The organism is Ponticaulis koreensis DSM 19734, assembly GCF_000420665.1.
GTDB classification, from domain to species: Bacteria; Pseudomonadota; Alphaproteobacteria; order Caulobacterales; family Hyphomonadaceae; genus Ponticaulis; species Ponticaulis koreensis.
Genome location: NZ_ATVJ01000001.1, coordinates 1,928,694 through 1,946,699, shown reverse-complemented (window position 1 = coordinate 1,946,699; position 18,006 = coordinate 1,928,694). Strand labels below are relative to the sequence as shown.

Below are 18,006 nucleotides of genomic sequence, written 5' to 3'. Positions count from 1 at the left end.
CTTTTCAGTGCTTTTTTTAGAGGCTTAGTCGACCAGTTTATCGGCCTTGCCCTGATAATCAGACGGGTCAGCACCTTCTTTGGATACATCTGCGTGATGATCCATGTGCATCAGCCGTTTGATGAGCGGCGAAATCAAAAGCATTACCACCGCAATGCCCATCGCGACATACGCCACATTCGTATATACGGACGCATAGCCCGCTTTGGCTGCGGCAACGTCTGTCAGCTGACCACCAATGGTTTCTGCGCCTGTCGCGCGGGCAATTACACCTGCGAGATAGTTAGACAGACCGGAGTACAGGAACCACGCACCCATAGACATGCCGACCACGCGCGCTGGCGCGAGCTTCGTCACACTGGACAAGCCCACAGGAGAGACCATGAGCTCGCCCATTGTGTGGATCCAGTAGATCAGGAAGATGAAGTAGACTGCAGTGAGGCCCGTCGCGCCTGAAGAGCCAATACCGGCAACCAGCGACAGGAAGCCGAGGCCAGCGAGGAACACGCCAAACGCAAACTTGACCGGCGTGGATGGTTCACGGTTTTTCTTCGCCAGCGTGACCCAGAGCCACGCCAGAATTGGCGCGAAGATCACGATATAACCGGCATTCAGGAACTGGAACACCGGCGCCGGAACCGGCCAGCCAAAGATGGTCCGGTCAACCAGACGGTCGGTGAAGAGGTTCAGGGAGGAACCGGCCTGCTCGAACAGAGCCCAGAACGGGATTTGCGCCAGAATGAAGTAGAGAGCCGCAAACATGCGGTCACGCTCGACACCCTGAAGGTTCACAACCGTATAAACGATAAGACCAGCAAGAACGAGAAGACCAAGACCACCGACAAACCAGTCCGGAATGATTTCGGAATTCATCACAATCAGCATGGATACCGCGATGATACCGATACCGGCGAGGTAACAAGCCAGCTCGACATTGATTGGTCCGAGGACTTTCTCTTTCAGCTTCTCAACGCTTGGCGGATCAGCTTTACCCTCAAGCCAGGACTGTCCCCAGAGGAAGACGACAAGACCAAGCCCCATACCGATACCGGCCAGACCAAAACCCCATGCCCATCCATAGACGATGCCGAGAATACCGCAGGTGATGGATGAGAGGAACGAGCCCAGGTTGATGCCCATATAGAACAGGGTGAAACCTGAATCGCGACGCTTGTCTTCAATACCGTAAAGCGCACCCACAATCGTTGAAATGTTCGCTTTCAGATACCCTACACCCGCAATGATCAGCGCCAGAGACAGGTAGAGAATGTACACATACATCTCTTCACGCTCGACACGTGTCGTGTACGCATCGCGGGAGATTTCCGCAGGCAATCCAACAGCAGCCGGGTCTGCGATAATCATTGCTGTCGCGCCTTCATTGAAGGAAATCTGCGACTCACCAGTGTCTGAGATGATGATCTGGTTGGCGTCACCGCCACGACCATCCAGCGTGAGCTGATACTCAGCCCCCTCATAGGTCATGATCTCTTTAGAACCCGAGCCCTCGAACGCCATGCCGAAGTGGCCAAGCACGAGAAGGATCGCACCGAAGGTCACAGCCTTTCTCTGACCGAGATAACGGTCCGCCAGCGTGCCGCCGACAATCGTCATAATGTAAACAAGCGCCGTATAGGCGCCGTACATTACAGATGACTTCTCATCAGAAAACAGGAAATGCTGCGTCAGATAGAGAATGAGCAGGCCGCGCATGCCGTAATACGAAAAGCGCTCCCACATCTCGGTGAAGAAAAGAATTACCAGTCCACGCGGGTGGCCGAGAATAGTTTTCTCGCCTGACGCCGCCTGGTCAGCACTGATATTTGTCATGTTACCCCGCTCTGCAGATTTATGCCTGCATCAATCAATATTCTGGTGACGTATCTTCACGAGGCGTATTCAAACCTCAAGAGGCAATCTGCAGGAAAACATAACCAATCCGTAACATTCCTCACGAAGCTGTGAGCCATGTAACCTTCGTGTAACTGTCAATCATTTGCAAAAACATGTTTACTATTGAGCATGTCAGGCACTGATTTGCCTCAGGTTTTTGCTATTTCGAATTGGAGTTATCAATGGTGGTGGGTCGAATCTCTGCGAGCGTATTGGCCGGACTACTGATGATTTCGACGCCCGCAATTGCCGACAGCCTGCCAAATGATAACGGCATCACATCTTTCGATCCTGACCATTTCACGCAGTACAATCCCATCTCCGCGCTCGATATGGTGGCACAGTTGCCGGGCTTCTCCATCGATAACGGCGACAATGTTCGCGGATTCGGCGGCGCGGCAGGTAATGTCCTGATCAATGGCGAGCGTCCATCTGCCAAATCAGGCCTTGAGAACTTCCTGCGACGCATTCCGGTCGACAATGTCGCGCGTATTGATCTTGTCCGCGGCACATCGGCTGAACTCGACATGCGCGGACAATCGCGCGTCGTAAATGTCGTGCTGCGCGAAGATCTCACCACAAATCAGCTGAACTACACTGTCTCCGCCCGTCTCCACGATCAGGACCAGACGTCGGTTTATGCAAATGCGGACTGGTCGACCCAGTTTGCCGGCGGCAATCTCACCTTGTCGTTCGCTCGCCATGGCTGGGCCAACACAACCGGCCGCCGCGAATTCCGCTACACCTTTCCTGACACGCTGTTTGCATATCGCGACGAAGTTCACGTGACCAGTAACCGCGAATGGATTCCCGGTTTCGAATACTCCCGCGACTTCGGTGACAGCGTCACCTTCCGTGCAAATGGACGCGCCTGGGATGGCAACTGGCGCCTCGACCAGACACTCGCCGAATATCGCCCGACACCGGACAGTCCGCTCTTCGCGGAAGAAACCGGCCGTGTGCGCGACGAATGGGTCGGATATGACTTCGGCGGCGACATTGATGTCGACATAACCGAAGCCATTTCCAGCAAGATCATCTGGTATCAGCGCCGCGAGACATTCAATTCGCAGTCCCGTTTCGAAGACATTCTGGCTGCATCCGGTTTTGACGGTGCCTTCGAAGCCGATATCGAAGACTCCTTCGGCGAGAGCATTATCCGCAGCCAGACAGGCTGGCGTCTGAACGATGCCCATTCCATCGAGTTTGGCGGCGAGATTGCTTACAACTTCCGTGATGCCGACCGCAGCTATAGCTATTTCGACGCGTCGGGTGGCGTACCCAACAATATCCCCGTCACAACCACAAAGGTTGAGGAATGGCGCGGCGAGGTCTTCCTCTCCAATGTCTGGGTCGTAACAGACAGGCTGACCCTCGAACCGGCTATCGTGGTCGAGTATTCCGAGATCGGCCAGACTGGTGACGCCGAGGCGACGCGTACATTCACCTTCCCTAAGCCGGCGCTCGCAGCGACATATACGCTTGAGAATGACCGCCAGTGGCGTCTGTCAGTTGAGCGCCTGATTGCCCAGTTGAACTTTGAAGACTTCGTCTCCAACGTCTCCGCTTTCGAAGACAATGTCCGCTCGGGCAATCCGGAGCTTGAGCCCGACCAGACCTGGCGCTTCGAAGTCTCTTACGAGCAGCCGATCATGTCGACGGGCAACCTCGCCCTCACAGCACGCTATGAATCTGTAGAAGACGTGATGGGCTTCATCCCGATTACCTCGTCCTCCGGGGCCGTGTTTGATGGCCCGGGCAATATGGGCGATGGCACTCGTGTACGCCTGACTGCTGAAGCCGCCATTCCGACCGATAGCGCTGGTATCCAGAATGGCCGTCTCGATATCGGCATCACCTATCGCGACTCCGAAGTCGAAGATCCGGTCACCGGCGAGACCCGTGTCTTCGCTTATGAGCAGCCGCTCAACTGGAATGTAGAGTTCCGTCAGGACTTCCCTGAACAGCAATGGTCCTACGGTTTCGACTATAATCAGGGCACCAGCAACGACTTCTACTTCATCGACGAGTGGGGCACATATGAGCGCGGCACGGGTGACTTTGACGTTTATGTCGAAACCAGCCGCTTCCTCGGCGTGAATCTTCGCTTTGGCGCTGACAACATCTTCGGGCCTGACGGTCGCCGCACACGTAACATCTATGATGGCCCGCGCTCGAACGGCATTCAGACCGAACGCTATGTGCGCAATGACGATAACGGTCCTGTCTATTACATCCAGCTCAAGGGCACGGTTTAACTGCGCCCCTCGCGCCGCTAGACATTCACTGCGGCGGCGTCTTTAGTCCCGATCAGGGAGTTTCTCAGGTCAGGGCAGCAGTTTATGCGCGTCATCATTCATATCGGCACGGAGAAGACCGGCTCGACCGCTCTGCAATCCTGCCTGTTTTCGAATGAGCCCGCTCTGAATAAGGCGGGCTATGCCCTCTTCCGGTTCTCAAAAGATGATCCGGCGCAAATTCCCAACAACCGCCAGATCGTCGCCATGTTTCAGGATCTGGAACTCTGGGATGATTATTTTGTCCAAAAAGGCCTAAAAACTACCGAAGGCCACGCGGAATTCTGCGCTGAGGTCGGATCCGAATTCACCGGCTGGCTCAGCGCCCTGCCCCAGCAAATCCACACCGTGATCCTGACGAGCGAACATTTCCACTCGCTTTTGAAAAACGTAAAAGCGGTTCAGGCTTTAAGCGAATTTCTCGCCCCGCTTTTTGATGAAGTCCGTGTCATCGGCTATTTCCGCGAACAAGGGGATATGTGCCTCAGCTTCTACACAACGCGTCTTCTGAACGGTGAAACCCGCACATTTGAAACCTTCGCGCAGGAATGCGTGCCTGAGAGCCATTACTATAATTATTTGCGGATGTTCTCGCTCTGGGGCGATACGTTCGGCGATGATGCTCTGACAGCCCGGATCTATGACAGGAAACGCCTTACGGGCGGCGATATCTGCACGGATTTTTGCGCGGCGATTTCCGAGCTCACCGGCAAACCGGTTCAACTGGCGCCGGGAAATACCCAACCGGTGAACCAGGGACTCGGCGCTGTCGGCCGGTACCTGCTTCGCCAGCTCAACAAAGTGCTGCCAGCAGGATCGCGCTTGCGGGTCTATGTACTCGTCGCCCTGCGACGCCTACGGTTTCTTGATCGCAGTACGCGCACATCGAATCTATTCAACGTCTATGATGATTTTGACGCGGACAATCGGGAATTTGCAGCACGGTTTCTCTGGTCAGACGACAATCCGTTTCACGATAACCGATAGTTTATTTCCCGCCTGAACATGGTTAGTGATACTTTCATAACATAAACTCAGGGAGAATATCATGAACACCAACAGGCTAGGCCGTCTGATATGCGCAAGCGCGTTTATCGCCGGAACCCTCTCCTTTGCTGGCATCGCCAGCGCACAGGAACCCCTCGTCAATGACCCATATGCCGATGAGCATGTCATTCCGCCGACAACGCCAATCGTAGAAACGGTGAACGGTCAGGTGCAGGGCCTCGTCGATGACGGTATTCATGAATTTCTGGGCCTACGCTATGCCGCGCCGCCAATTGGTGAACTGCGCTTCATGCCACCAGAACCGGTCGAAGACTGGGACGGAATTTATGATGCGACAACGCTGGGCGCACCTGCCATGCAGATGTACTCACCATCCGGTCCGCGCACATCCGATTTCACCCGACAGATGCAAGTAATCTTCCCAACACTCGCCGAAGAGAAGTTCGATAATGAAGACGCGCTCTTCCTGAACGTCTGGACGCCAGGCGTTGATGACGAAGCCCGTCCGGTCATGGTCTGGTTCCATGGCGGCGGCTATGCCTACGGTTCCGGCGGTTGGGCGGCTTATGATGGTCGCAACCTTGCAGAGCATGGCGATGTCGTCGTTGTCACCGTAAACCACCGCCTGAATCTGTTCGGCTATATGTATCTCGGCAATGCATTCGGTGAGGACTACGCTGCATCCGGCAATGCCGGAAACCTCGACCTCGTCGCATCCCTCGAATGGGTTCGGGACAACATCGCGCAATTTGGCGGCGATCCGAATAATGTGACGATTATGGGCGAGTCCGGCGGCGGCTCTAAAGTCAGCCACCTTCTGGCGACGCCGGCTGCAGAAGGCCTGTTCCACCGCGCTATCATCCAGTCTGGCCCGGGCGTAACATCCGGCAGTCAGGAAGATGCTGCCGCGCTTGCCGAAATCGTGCTCGACGAGCTGGGCGTTGAAACAATCGAAGAGCTTCAGGCGGTTCCTGCTGAAACAGTCCTTCAGGCTGGTCGCGACGCACTCGCGCGTGCTCGCAGCGAAGGCATTAGCGGCAACTTCGGCCCTATCGTTGATGGCACGGTTCTACCGCGCCATCCGTTCATGCCTGCCGCGCCCGAACAGTCCCGCGATATTCCAATCATGATCGGCTGGAACAAGGACGAGATGACCATCTTCAACGCGCCACAACCATGGTTCGGCACACTGCCGGAAGAAGGCCTCGCCATGTTCGCGCAAAACCTTGGTGAAGACGGTCAGGCGCTGATCGATCACTACCGCGCAGAGCGCCCTGACGACTCGCCAACCTATATCGCCAACAGCGCGATGACGGCCCGTTTCGTCTACGGCACCTATACGCTGGCCGACCAACGCGCCCGTCAGGCAGATGCTGCGCCGCTCTACATGTATCAGCTTATGTATGAGTCAGATGCCAATGGCGGGATTCTGCGCTCACCTCACACGCTGGATATCCCGTTCATGTTCGACAATGTCGAAGAGAGCCGGGTTCTGGTCGGTTCGGGTGAAGGTCCGGTCATTCTCGGCGAGATGATGTCTGATGCCTGGGTGAGCTTCGCCCGTGATGGCGTGCCGACATCCGATCTGCTGCCGGAATGGACGCCTTACAATCTGGAAGACCGTCCGGTCATGCAGCTCGATGTGGAGCCTGCCATGGTCAATGATCCGGAAGGCGGTATGCGGGAAATTCTCTCCGCGAACTAAACGAGCAAGGGCGCCATTAAGGCGCCCTTCTTCTTGAATTCTGGAAATCGCTTAAGAGATGTTCGTGACACGTATACTTTTGTGGCAGAATTGATTTCAGACGCTTGAAGAGCATCGCAATCGAAATAGCAGATATACAGTTTGAACATCTGCCTTGACCCACATTTTTACAATGTATACTTCGCAATCAGTATAAATGGGGAAACCAAATTGATGTTCAGAAAAACTTTCAGAAAATCACCTTCAGCGCTTGTCGCCGGACTTGTGTCGACTGGCATGGCGTTTTGTCTGATTAGCGCCACGAGTTCAGCTCAGGATGCTGGTTTTGAACCGTCCGTAGACGACTTTTCCTGTATACGGGATATGGAGCCAGTACGCGGCTTTTTCGTCACCAATCTTCTGGGCGACATCGAAGCCACTCTGGAGGTCGCTAATTCAGAGATTGGTGGCACCTACCCGACTGGCTCCCTCATCCAACTCGTACCGACCGAAGCGATGATTAAGCGCGAACCAGGCTATAACCCGCAGACCAATGACTGGGAGTTTTTCGAACTCGACGTTTCAAATGGTGAAACTCACATTCGGGTTCGGGGCAGTGATGAAGTCGTAAACCAGTTCGGCGGCAATTGTCTGGAATGCCACGCGCGTGCCGAACCACAGTGGGATATGGTTTGCGAACAGGATCACGGTTGCGACCCTCTTCCTTTGACGCCTGCAATGCTTAGCGCCATCCAGAAAACGGATCCGCGTTGTGAAGCAACGGAGCTGACCGAAGAAGAGGCCCAGGCCCTTCAGTTTCTGGCAGCGATAAGAGCTGCAAGCGAAAACTAGGTCTGACCTAAGGCGCCAGAATTTCTACCAGCGCGGACGTCTCCGAACCTCCGCGCTGAAGCGCTCCGCCAATGGCGTAGATCTCATTGTTCAGCGTCACGCCGCCAAGGCCATGACGCGGTGAAGGCATATCAGGGCCAGCGTGCCAGCTATCGGCTTGCGGGTCATACACCCAGCATTGCGGATAAACGCCGCCGCCATTGTCGAACCATTCACCGCCAAAGGCATAGAGCTTTCCGTCAATCACGCCTGACGCAAGGCCAGCCTGCGCCTGCGGCATTGGCGCCAGTGTCACCCAGCGGTCCTCGCCTGCAATATAGGCCTCGTGCGCTGCGGTATTTCCACCAGATACTGTACGCCCGCCGACCACATGCCAGCGACCATCAATCACTTCCGCCGTTGAAGAATTGCGCGGGGTTGGCAGCGGCGCAGCGCTTTCCCATGCATCGCCTGCCAGCACAAAGTGCAGGCCGGTATCCTCGTGATCGGTCCACGCTGAATTTGCATCGGCAACCGGCGTACGGCCACCCGCGAAATGAAGTCCGTCCGGCAGACTTGCTGTAACAGCTTCTCCCAGTGGTTCCGGAAGATCAGGCAGGCGGTTCCAGCCGTCTTCGTCCAGACGCCAGCCACCCGTTTGCATCTGCCACATACCTTCAGCCGAAATCGCCTGAAAGCCGCCCAGAACATGCAGCTTGCCGTTATGGCTTTGAAGTTGAGGGTGATGACGCGGAGCTGGAATGCCCGGCCCTTCGCGCCAGACGCCAGAGCGTGGATCAAGAATCAGGGTTTCATTCGTCGGGCCGACAATACGTCCTTCGCGGGCGATAAAGCCGCCTGTCAGCCAGATTTCACCATTATGGAGCGCCGGATAGATTTCCTGCTTTGGCGCAGGAAGATACGGCCCTTCCCGCCAGCGCAGATTGCGCGTCGCCAGAAAGCCTGTGTTTGAAGTACATCCCGCAAAAACCGCAGCTCCACTCAGGAGCATCATCTCACGTCGCTTCAATACAGCCTCCCTAGAATGCGCACTCCTCAAACACTTTAGACGCATCGCCGTTCCAATTCTCATGGTAGCGACGCAGGAGTCGTTCAGCCGGAGTATTGCCGCTTTCGGCAATCTGGTCGAGTTCGGAAAGGAAGCCCGTCTCGTCATCACCCGATGTTGAGAGACGTGCGCGCGCTTTCAGACCATAACGACTGATTTTGAGCACTTGCTGCGCCAGATCCTGAAGCGTCCCCTCGCCATTTGGCAGAGGTGTTTTCAGGCCAAGCACCGGCGCAACACGGCGAAGCGTTTCACGCTGCTCCGCAGTCCAGTGTTTCACCAGATCCCACGCACCATCCAGTGAGTGGCTGTCATACAGAATGCCGACCCAGAAAGCCGGCAGCGCGCAGATACGATCCCACGGACCAGAGTCTGCGCCGCGCATTTCAAGGAAGGTTTTCAGACGTACTTCAGGGAAGATCGTCGAAATATGGTCTTTGAAGTCTTCAAGCGTTGGCAGGTCGCCCGGACGCGCTGGCAGTTTGCCATCCATGAAGTCACGGAAGGAAAGGCCTGCGCAGTTCAGATACCCACCATCGCGGCGAATGAAGTACATCGGCACATCGAGCGCATAGTCGACATACTGCTCAAAACCGAAGCCTTCTTCGAAGACGAATGGCAGCGTGCCTGTGCGATCAGGGTCTGTATCGCCCCAGACATTCGCACGGTAAGCCACAAAGCCGTTAGGACGCCCTTCAGCAAAAGGCGAGTTCGCAAACAGCGCAGTCGCAAGCGGTTGCAGCGCGAGGCTGACACGGAATTTCTTCACCATGTCGGCTTCGTCTGAGAAATCGAGATTGGTCTGAACCGTGCAGGAGCGGAACATCATCTGCTGACCGAGGCGGCCAACCTTGCGCATATAGTCGCGCATGATCTTGTATCGGCCTTTCGGCATGAGCGGTGTTTCTTCAAGCGACCAGATCGGCGAAAAGCCAAGGCCTAGGAAACCAACGCCCAGATGCTCGGACACAGTCCTCACTTCTTCGAGGTGACGACCGACTTCGTTACACGTCTGGTGAATATGTTCCAGCGGCGCACCGGAAAGCTCGAACTGACCGCCCGGCTCTAGGCTGACGCTCGCGCCATCCTTTTGCAGACCGATAATATGTTCGCCTTCAAGGATCGGGTCCCAGCCGAACTGCTCGTGCAGAGACTGAAGAACGGTGCGGACGGACGCTTCACCATCATAAGGAAGCGGACGATAGCCGTCTGTCAAAAAGCCGAACTTTTCGTGCTCGGTACCGATACGCCAATCGTCTTTCGGCTTATTGCCTGTCGCGAGGTATTCAACGAACTCTCGCTTATCCTGGATTCGCGGCGCGTTCTCGTCGATGTCTGCCGTAGGTGTGGTCACTCATCTCTCCCGCTGCCGCGTCAGTGCAATCTCTGCCAGATAGGTGGATTGGTCTGAATTCCCAAGAGCAAATTTTTTAATATCAACCCGTTGTGAACTGACAAATGGCAGATTTCCAGCCGCGTTTCGTCACTTTCCGGACAAAATCTGCCGGTAAACAGGCGCAATCTTACATCTTCGCGGCACCAGAGGCAGTTGTTGAAATTAATCCTCGCAAGCCCCATGTAAGTTATAACATACCCCAGACTCGCCTCAGAACAGAAGGATACAGGCTTTGAATCCCGTGCACTTCGCAATTGTAGCCCTGACAGGGTTATTCGTGTCGCAAAACACGCCGACATCCGAAAATATCCCATTCGAAACACCACAGGTACGAGCAGACGCTACACGCGTCGGTTTCCGTATCGAATTTGCTGGTGTCTCCTCTGATCTAGCGATCAACTCGGCCACAATCATGCCGGGTGAAACGCTGACGATTTCGGCGGATGCAAATCTGTTTGCCGTATCCGGCGTCACTGAGAATATTGACGGTGAATGGTACTGGAAAGCGCCCGACACGCCGGGCCACCACGAGCTCTATTTTCAGCGCAATGGCGAAACGGCCCTGCTCAACGTGTTCGTACTGACGCCTTTTGAAAACGGCCGCGATGATGACCTCTCAGGCTATCGTATCGGCGAGTACAACCCGAACCCGCTGCGTGGCCTTGAGCGCTATGTTCCACCAACCGGCTTCATCCATATGGAGCCAGGCATGGAGGACATTCAGATTGCGCCTCACTTCCGCCTTGGCCAGTTCATCTGCAAACAACAGCCGGGCTTTCAGAACGTCTTCCTGATGGTTGATCCATCCATGCTGCTGAAGCTGGAAACCCTGCTCGAAGCAGCAAATGACCGTGGCTGGGAAGCTGACACCTTCTTCGTTATGTCCGGCTTCCGCACGCCGTTTTATAACGCAGCCATCGGCAATACGACGACGTCATCGCGCCACCTCTTCGGTGACGCAGCCGACATCTATATCGACCATGATCAGGATGGTGTGATGGATGATCTGGACGGTGACGGTCGCATCACGCGTGATGATGCCGTTGCGCTGGCGTCACTGGCAGGTGAGATCGCCGAAGCTGACCCGTCCAACTGGCCGAATGGCGGCATTGGTATCTACAATGCAAACGCTGTCCACGGCCCGTTCGTGCACATTGATGCACGAGGATACAGAGCGCGCTGGTAACAGCGCGCCCTATAAATTTTCCGATTACAGGGAGCCTGCTGCTACGCTGCTCATTTGAGCAATTTCGGCAGCGGGTTCATCCTGCGGCTCCCACAGCGGAGCGACGCGCTCTTCCATGCGGATAGAGTTTTCACGATTATAAACATCGCGCCAGAAACGGGCATGACCGTCTTCGGCAACCGTCACCGTGACATAGGTGATGTGGACCGGAACATGGTTTTCAAAATCCACGCGGCGCAGTTCACTGTCATCCAGCGCTTCGCGCAGGTCTTCCATAGACTCAAAGTCGTCGCCCGCGACCCACATCGCCATATCGACAGGGTTTTCCAGACGGACACAACCTGAAGAGAACGCACGCTGTGCGCGTTCAAACAAGTGCACTGATGGCGTACCGTGCAGATACACAGAGTGCTGGTTCGGGAAGATGATCTTCAGCTCACCAAGCGCGTTGTTATCGCCGGGAGCCTGAATGAACTGATAGCGCGAACCGGCATTGTCAGCATACCAGTCAACTGTTTCAGCCGCGACGGTGCTGCCTGTCTCACGATCTACAATCGTGTAGCCATTGCGGGCTGCATAGCTCGGGTCTTCCTGCATGTGCGGAATTTTATCACGCGATACGATGCTTACCGGCGCATACCAGCGCGGATTGGCCACCGCATACTCGATCTCGTCAGAGAAGATCGGCGTTGCGCGGGATGGCAGACCAAAAATAGCGCGCATAGAGATTTCGCGCTGGTTGTTCGCCCAGCCTTCGGCTGTGAACGATGGTACGTTCGCCCAGACGAAACGTTCACCCATATCGCCCTGCTCGCGCCAGAAATCCATTGCGGCACGGATGCGGTCGACTTTGGAATCTACGCTCTCGTTCAGAGCTTCCAGCGTGTTCGGGCCAAGCACGCCATCAATCTCGAGGCCATGCTGCTCCTGAAACGCTTCTACAGCGTCTGCCAGCGTTTCATCATAAGTGATGTACCACTCATTGAAATCCGGTGCCTCGGCTTCAGCCTCAAGGTCTGAATCAGCCTCTTCTGTGAGTGTTGTTTCAGTCGTCGCGCTGACAGTTTCAGCTTCTACCGCATCATTCTGCGCGAAGAACTCCGTCGTGCGCTCAAGAAGGTCGCCAGCTGTATAATAGCCTTCAGCGATCATGCGTTCGCGAAGTGCCGGAACGCGTGCATCTGTCATACCAGGCTCAAGCGCATCATCGGCATCCGGAATAGCCATCCAGCCACCGCGCGCTTCAATCATCTGATAACGCTCAAGCTCTGCCTGAAGCATCTGGAATTGTGCAGCTTGCGGCGCAACGTGTTCTGCGCTTGAGCGGACATCACCCTGACCGGAGCGTTCCAGCAGAACGACAAGCTCTGAACGTGCTGGCGCGTTGGTCTGAGACGCGGTTGCCTCGCCCATATTCTCCAGCGGGCCACCAATGCGGGCCATCAGGTCAAACCATTCAGCCGTCAGAAGAATATCAGCGCGCGCACGGTCTGCAGCGTCACCACCTGTGAAACGGCGGTCAGCAAGAATGGAAATGCGTTGGCGGTCTTCATCGCTCATCACAACGCCATAGCGGCCAACAGATGCGACAGCTTCAAGAAGTCCATCCACGCCATCATAGGTCCATACCGGCTCAAACAGGCGCTGCGCATAGGCTGAACGTGCGAGCATCAGCTCCCCCTCAGTGGCGTCAGCGCCAAACAGCTCTGCGAAGTCTTCCTGAATGAAGAGGTCCTGAACTGCGCCAGCCATGCGGGAATCAACCTCGATCTGAAGATTGGCTTCATGAACAGGGGACTCAACCGAAGTCTGGGCAGTATCATTATGATGATTGGCAAATGCAGCCGGTGTCACAGCCAGCATAACTGCGGCTGCACTGACACCTGCCTTCAGGGCGGTCGTATATTCACGGAAGACTTTCATTATTGCGACGCCTCCGTTTCATCCTTTTTGCGCGTATGGGTTACCGCAGAAATCAGGCCGAGACCCGACATTGCGATGGCGACAACTGCGATCCATTGAGCTGGAACACCTAGCATAGCCGCGCCGTAAGCGAGGCCAGCGATCAGGATTATAAATCCGACAACATATATCGTGAAAGATGACATTTTGGCTCTCCGTAACTGCAAGAAGAAACGGCAACCACCACGAGGGGTTCCGGTTGGAACTACTGAATAAAATTAGTTTTTTTGGGAACCTATTGCAGTATCGGGCAACCGCGGCGCTGATATTCGGCGATGGCATCATCCATCCAGAGCTCGAAATTCTCGGCTCTGCGGTCAGATGACGGGTGAGTCGACATAAACTCCGGCGGCGCCTGCCCGCCACTCAATTCACCCATGCGCTGCCAGAGTTCCGGCGCTTCACGCGGGTCATAGCAAGCACGCACGAGCAGCTCGAGGCCGATCTTATCGGCTTCAGTTTCATGCTGACGGGAGAATGGCAGAAGCACACCTGCCTGTGCAGCCATGCCAAAGGCTTCCATCACTGCACGGCTGTCCGCCGCAACGCCAATCGCCATCTGGCCGACCTGCAGGATACGCCCCTGAGACATGCGCTCGCCACCATGGCGCGCAAGCGCATGGGCGATCTCATGACCCATCACCACGGCCAGCTTATCGCGGTCAATCACATCGGCGGACGTCACCTGCCCGTCGAAATTGCCGGTGACATCCAGCATGCCCGTATAAACGGCCACATAACCGCCCGGCAAACAGAAAGCATTCGGCTGGTCAGACTGGATGACGTTGAATGTCCAGTCGAAGCTCTCGGCTTTCGGCTCGACCGGATACCCTGCTGCGATGAGTTCCCGCTCGTAAGCAATGGCAGCGCGGCGCAGATCGTCGCCAATCTCTCTTACCACATCGACCAGGTTTTCCTGAGCCGGCGCACACTGGCGCGAGAGGTTTGAGCAGATCACGCTCGAGCCTGCCTCTGAGAGAATTTGCGCATAGGCCTGCGCGCCCAGCTCATTCTCCTGCTGAACGGATGTCGTCAGAACCTGTCTGCGCTCAGTATATCCAACCGGCTTCTGATTGAAAAACCAGTAAAGCCCCAGCCCCGCCAATGCGATGACGATCAACAGCAAACGTGCGCGCATACCCCAAACCCTCCGGGAATCTGTCTCTGGCCATTTTAGACCAGCTTGAATGACCTGCGAAGCCTTGAACCACATTGACGTCTGCGCCTTTGCGACTATCCCTATGGCCAAGGAGATACTCTATGACTGACCGCCAGGAGCCGAAGCTCGGCCTTCAAATCATTCCCGTCACACCTTTCCAGCAAAACTGCTCCCTCCTCTGGGATCGGGACACGATGGAAGGTGTCTTCGTGGATCCGGGCGGTGAGACGGAAAAGCTCATGCAGGTCGCGAAAGAGATTGGCGTCACCATCAAGGAAGTCTGGCTCACACATGGTCACCTCGACCATGCTGGCGCGGCTGATGAAGTGCGCGAACTGACGGGTGCGCCGGTTATTGGTCCTCACAAGGACGACCAATGGCTAATGGATGACATTAAAGAGCAATGGCAGAAATACGGTGTCACGAACGGCCCGCGTAATGTCGTGCCAACACGCTATCTGGAAGAAGGCGATACGCTGACACTCGGCGACTACACCTTCAACGTCGTTCACACACCAGGCCACACACCAGGCCATGTTGTGATCTATAACACTGAGGTCAAAATCGCCTTCGTGGGCGACGTGCTCTTCCGAGGCAGCATTGGCCGGACGGATTTTCCAAAGGGGAATCTGGACCAGCTGGTGAATTCAATCACCACAAAGCTATGGCCTCTGGGCGACGACATCACCTTCATTCCGGGCCACAACCAGCATTCGACCTTCGGTCACGAACGCCAGACAAATCCGTTTGTCTCTGATTCCGCTGTCGCGCAGATGAAGGCGCAACAGCAGCAACAGCAATAATCACCCAGCGTCGGCCTCGGGCTCGTCATCCATTACCTCCTGAGGCAGCGGCGTTGCCGGTTCAGGTGGCGGAATGGGCACTCCGGCATTATCCATCCGGAATGGCGGGCGCTCCGGCGCTTCGACATTTGCCGTCAGCACCTCATCATATTCGCGGATACGGCGCACATAGCGCACCGGCTCATAGCCGCGCGCATATCCATGACGCACGGTAGAGTGATATTCACGCTCAGTCAGCAGCGGCAACATGCGCGAAATATTGGACCAGCGGTCGGGATCAAGATTTTGACGGCGCGCCAATGTCCGCGCGTCGAGCAAGTGACCATAGCCGACATTGTAAGCCGCCATCGCCATCCATAGCCGATCATACCCGCTCACGCCGTCTGGCAGACGTTCGTAGATGCGACGCATATATTCAGCGCCGCCATAAATGCTCTGTTCGGGGTCCAGCCGGTCTGTCACGCCCACTTCACGTGCGGTAGGACGCGTCAGCATCATCAAGCCGCGCACACCCGTCGGGCTGCGTGCATCGGCTTCCCAATGGCTTTCCTGATAGCCCTGCGCGGCAAGCATGGTCCAGTCGAGGTCCTCTTCACGCGCGGCATCGCGGAAAGTCGGCTCGAACTGCGGCAAGCGGGTTTCGATACGGCGGTAGAAGGTCGAAATGTCGACATAATCAAATTCGTTGAGATGACCGTAATGACGCTCGTCTAACTCGGTGAGCAACCCGTCTTGATGAGCGGTTTCGAACCAATCGCTCAGAAACGGCAGAATATCACGCGATTGAGGTGCAATCTCCCAGGCAAGCTGCCGGTCTTCGCTACCAACCATCATGGATCGCATGAGCTCGGGAAATTGTCGCCTCGCGAACTGCGCAACGTTTGAATCCACTATAGCGCAATCAATGTCACCCTCGGCCACATCCGTCAGCAGGCCATAGCCTGTCATGCCGGCAACCGAACGCCAGTCGAGTTCATCAACCGATTGTGCAGCGACTTCCAGCGTCGCCTCGGCGCCCGAGTCGCGGATGGCAACGACTTCAAAATCGGACATTGCAGAAAGTGAGTTGGGCGCCGGACCGCCCCGGCTGCACACCGCAACAGGCCGGACATTCTTATAGGCAGGACCAAAAATGACCTCGCCTTCTTCATGCTCCATCCTGATTTCGCGCTGGGTCAGCCCGGGGGCTGCAATATGCCCCTCGCCATTCCGAATGGCCTCGAGGACAGCATTGAAATCATCGTAAATCTTGTAGCGGACCTGAACGCCCATCGCTTCTGCGAGCTCGCTCGTCAGATCGACCTCATAACCCGTCGCAATACCTGCGCGATCGCGAAACGTGGTCGGAGAGGCGACGGTCAGAACAACCAGCTCACCATCAGCGCGAATGCCTTCGAGTCCGTGCGAAACTGGCGGTTCGGCAGACTCGGGATCGAGCATGGCGGACACTGCATCGACCGGTGAAGACACGCTCCAGTTTGACGATTGGGAGAAGATTAAAAGGGCTGCCACGCTGGACGCTGCGAGAAAGCCGAGTGCGAAGCCCGTTGCCGATTTTCTCTTTTTTGACATGACCAACCAACGTCGCCCGAGGTTCAAAGTTCCAAATTTCTCAACCGACAGGGCCGCTCACGAGATTTTGCGCGTCGTAATCTTCACCCGCCGTTCAAACTATGAAACTCTTTTTCCAACGACAAAAATAAGGGGAGAGACACATGTTTGACCGGGACGACTGGCTGGCATCTCATCAAGAGGACATTATCGAGCCGGAACGGGAGATCGTAGACCCGCACCACCACCTCTGGGACTGGCCATCCATGGCCAACTATCTGCTCGACCAGCTCTGGAAAGACACAAGCTCCGGCCATAACGTCGTCCAGACCATGTTCATGGAGTGCGGCTGGTCTTATCACAAAGAAGGTCCCGACCACCTCAAACCTGTCGGCGAGACAGAGCGCGTGGCGAGCATTGCCACTGACGCTGCTAAAGATCCCTCCAAAGCGCAGATCGCCGGAATTATCGCACACGCAGATTTACGCTCAGACCTTCTGGATGAAGTGCTTGACGCGCATGATCAGGCCGCCAGCGGGCGGTTTCGCGGCATTCGTCAGGCTGGTGCCTGTGACGATGATCCGGCGCTGGTGATCAAGCCTCACCAGCCTGCAGGTCTCTATCTTATGGAAGACTTTCAGGCGGGCGTGCGTCGTCTTGGCGAGCGCGGTCTCACCTATGATACCTGGAATTACCACTTCCAGATCAAAGACCTGACAAAGCTTGCTCAGGCTGCACCGGACACCACCATCATCCTAGACCATTTCGGCACCCCGCTCGGTGTTGGCCGGTTTGAAGGCAAGCGCGCGGAAATCTTCGAACAATGGAAGAAAGATATTGCAGAGCTTGCGGCCTGCCCGAATGTCCACGCCAAGATTGGCGGCCTCGCTATGCCGGATAATGGCTGGGGCTATAGCGCGCAGGAAACGCCGCCGAGTTCAGACCAGCTCGTTGCCGATCAGGGCGACTGGTACAAATACGCGATCGACCATTTCGGCCCGAGCCGCTGCATGTTCGAAAGTAACTTCCCAGTAGACCGGGCGTCGATCAGCTATCCGGTGCTCTGGAATGCCTTCAAGAAAATGGCTGCCGGTTATTCCGAAGACGAGAAAACCGCCATGTTCTCCGGCACAGCGCGCCGCGTTTATAAACTGCCAGAGGCCTAGC

At 55.8% G+C, this 18,006-nt stretch carries 14 protein-coding genes; 7 read left to right on the top strand and 7 right to left on the bottom strand.

Annotated elements, in window-relative coordinates; genetic code table 11:
- Positions 1-24: 24 nt before the first annotated feature.
- Complete coding sequence (locus G523_RS0109905) at positions 25-1,830, bottom strand: peptide MFS transporter (protein WP_022694902.1); 1,806 nt, start codon at positions 1,828-1,830, stop codon at positions 25-27.
- Positions 1,831-2,075: 245 nt separating this feature from the next.
- Here G523_RS0109905 and G523_RS0109900 point away from each other — a divergent pair, with 245 nt between their 5' ends.
- From G523_RS0109900 to G523_RS0109880, 4 genes are all read left to right on the top strand, one after another.
- Complete coding sequence (locus G523_RS0109900) at positions 2,076-4,151, top strand: TonB-dependent receptor plug domain-containing protein (protein WP_081648753.1); 2,076 nt, start codon at positions 2,076-2,078, stop codon at positions 4,149-4,151.
- A gap of 84 nt (positions 4,152-4,235) precedes the next feature.
- The gene (locus tag G523_RS0109895; protein ID WP_022694900.1) at positions 4,236-5,177 is read left to right on the top strand and encodes a hypothetical protein; all 942 of its coding nucleotides are present in this window, start codon (positions 4,236-4,238) and stop codon (positions 5,175-5,177) included.
- 61 nt (positions 5,178-5,238) lie between these two features.
- Positions 5,239-6,903, top strand: coding sequence for a carboxylesterase/lipase family protein (locus tag G523_RS0109890; protein ID WP_022694899.1), 1,665 nt, complete (start codon positions 5,239-5,241; stop codon positions 6,901-6,903).
- Positions 6,904-7,116: 213 nt separating this feature from the next.
- A complete protein-coding gene (locus G523_RS0109880) occupies positions 7,117-7,734 on the top strand; it encodes a hypothetical protein (protein WP_033232390.1) in 618 nt (205 codons plus the stop codon).
- A 7-nt stretch (positions 7,735-7,741) separates the two neighbouring features.
- On the opposite strand, the gene G523_RS0109875 is transcribed toward G523_RS0109880, so the two are convergent.
- Both G523_RS0109875 and G523_RS0109870 read right to left on the bottom strand, forming a co-directional pair.
- Complete coding sequence (locus G523_RS0109875; RefSeq protein WP_027441610.1) at positions 7,742-8,743, bottom strand: Kelch repeat-containing protein; 1,002 nt, start codon at positions 8,741-8,743, stop codon at positions 7,742-7,744.
- Between the two features lie 10 nt (positions 8,744-8,753).
- Positions 8,754-10,136, bottom strand: a complete 1,383-nt coding sequence (locus G523_RS0109870) for a glutamate--cysteine ligase (RefSeq protein ID WP_022694894.1) — start codon at positions 10,134-10,136, stop codon at positions 8,754-8,756.
- Between the two features lie 319 nt (positions 10,137-10,455).
- On the opposite strand from G523_RS0109870, the gene G523_RS18895 reads away from it, so the two are divergent.
- Positions 10,456-11,364, top strand: coding sequence for a D-Ala-D-Ala carboxypeptidase family metallohydrolase (locus G523_RS18895; protein ID WP_022694893.1), 909 nt, complete (start codon positions 10,456-10,458; stop codon positions 11,362-11,364).
- A gap of 24 nt (positions 11,365-11,388) precedes the next feature.
- Here G523_RS18895 and G523_RS0109860 read toward each other — a convergent pair whose 3' ends face one another.
- The 3 genes from G523_RS0109860 to G523_RS0109850 form a co-directional block, all read right to left on the bottom strand.
- Positions 11,389-13,287, bottom strand: coding sequence for a L,D-transpeptidase family protein (locus G523_RS0109860; protein ID WP_022694892.1), 1,899 nt, complete (start codon positions 13,285-13,287; stop codon positions 11,389-11,391).
- Complete coding sequence (locus tag G523_RS0109855) at positions 13,287-13,472, bottom strand: hypothetical protein (protein ID WP_022694891.1); 186 nt, start codon at positions 13,470-13,472, stop codon at positions 13,287-13,289. The genes G523_RS0109860 and G523_RS0109855 overlap by 1 nt, the downstream gene beginning before the upstream one ends.
- 89 nt (positions 13,473-13,561) lie before the next feature.
- Complete coding sequence (locus G523_RS0109850) at positions 13,562-14,464, bottom strand: M48 family metallopeptidase (RefSeq protein ID WP_022694890.1); 903 nt, start codon at positions 14,462-14,464, stop codon at positions 13,562-13,564.
- A gap of 122 nt (positions 14,465-14,586) precedes the next feature.
- On the opposite strand from G523_RS0109850, the gene G523_RS0109845 reads away from it, so the two are divergent.
- Positions 14,587-15,288 (top strand): MBL fold metallo-hydrolase, encoded by a 702-nt coding sequence (locus tag G523_RS0109845; protein WP_022694889.1) that lies wholly within the window; start codon positions 14,587-14,589, stop codon positions 15,286-15,288.
- Here G523_RS0109845 and mltF read toward each other — a convergent pair whose 3' ends face one another.
- Entirely contained in the window at positions 15,289-16,860 is a 1,572-nt protein-coding gene (mltF, locus tag G523_RS18890) for a membrane-bound lytic murein transglycosylase MltF (protein ID WP_022694888.1), read from the bottom strand.
- A 143-nt stretch (positions 16,861-17,003) separates the two neighbouring features.
- Here mltF and G523_RS0109835 point away from each other — a divergent pair, with 143 nt between their 5' ends.
- A complete protein-coding gene (locus tag G523_RS0109835) occupies positions 17,004-18,005 on the top strand; it encodes an amidohydrolase family protein (protein WP_022694887.1) in 1,002 nt (333 codons plus the stop codon).
- Position 18,006 lies beyond the last annotated feature (1 nt).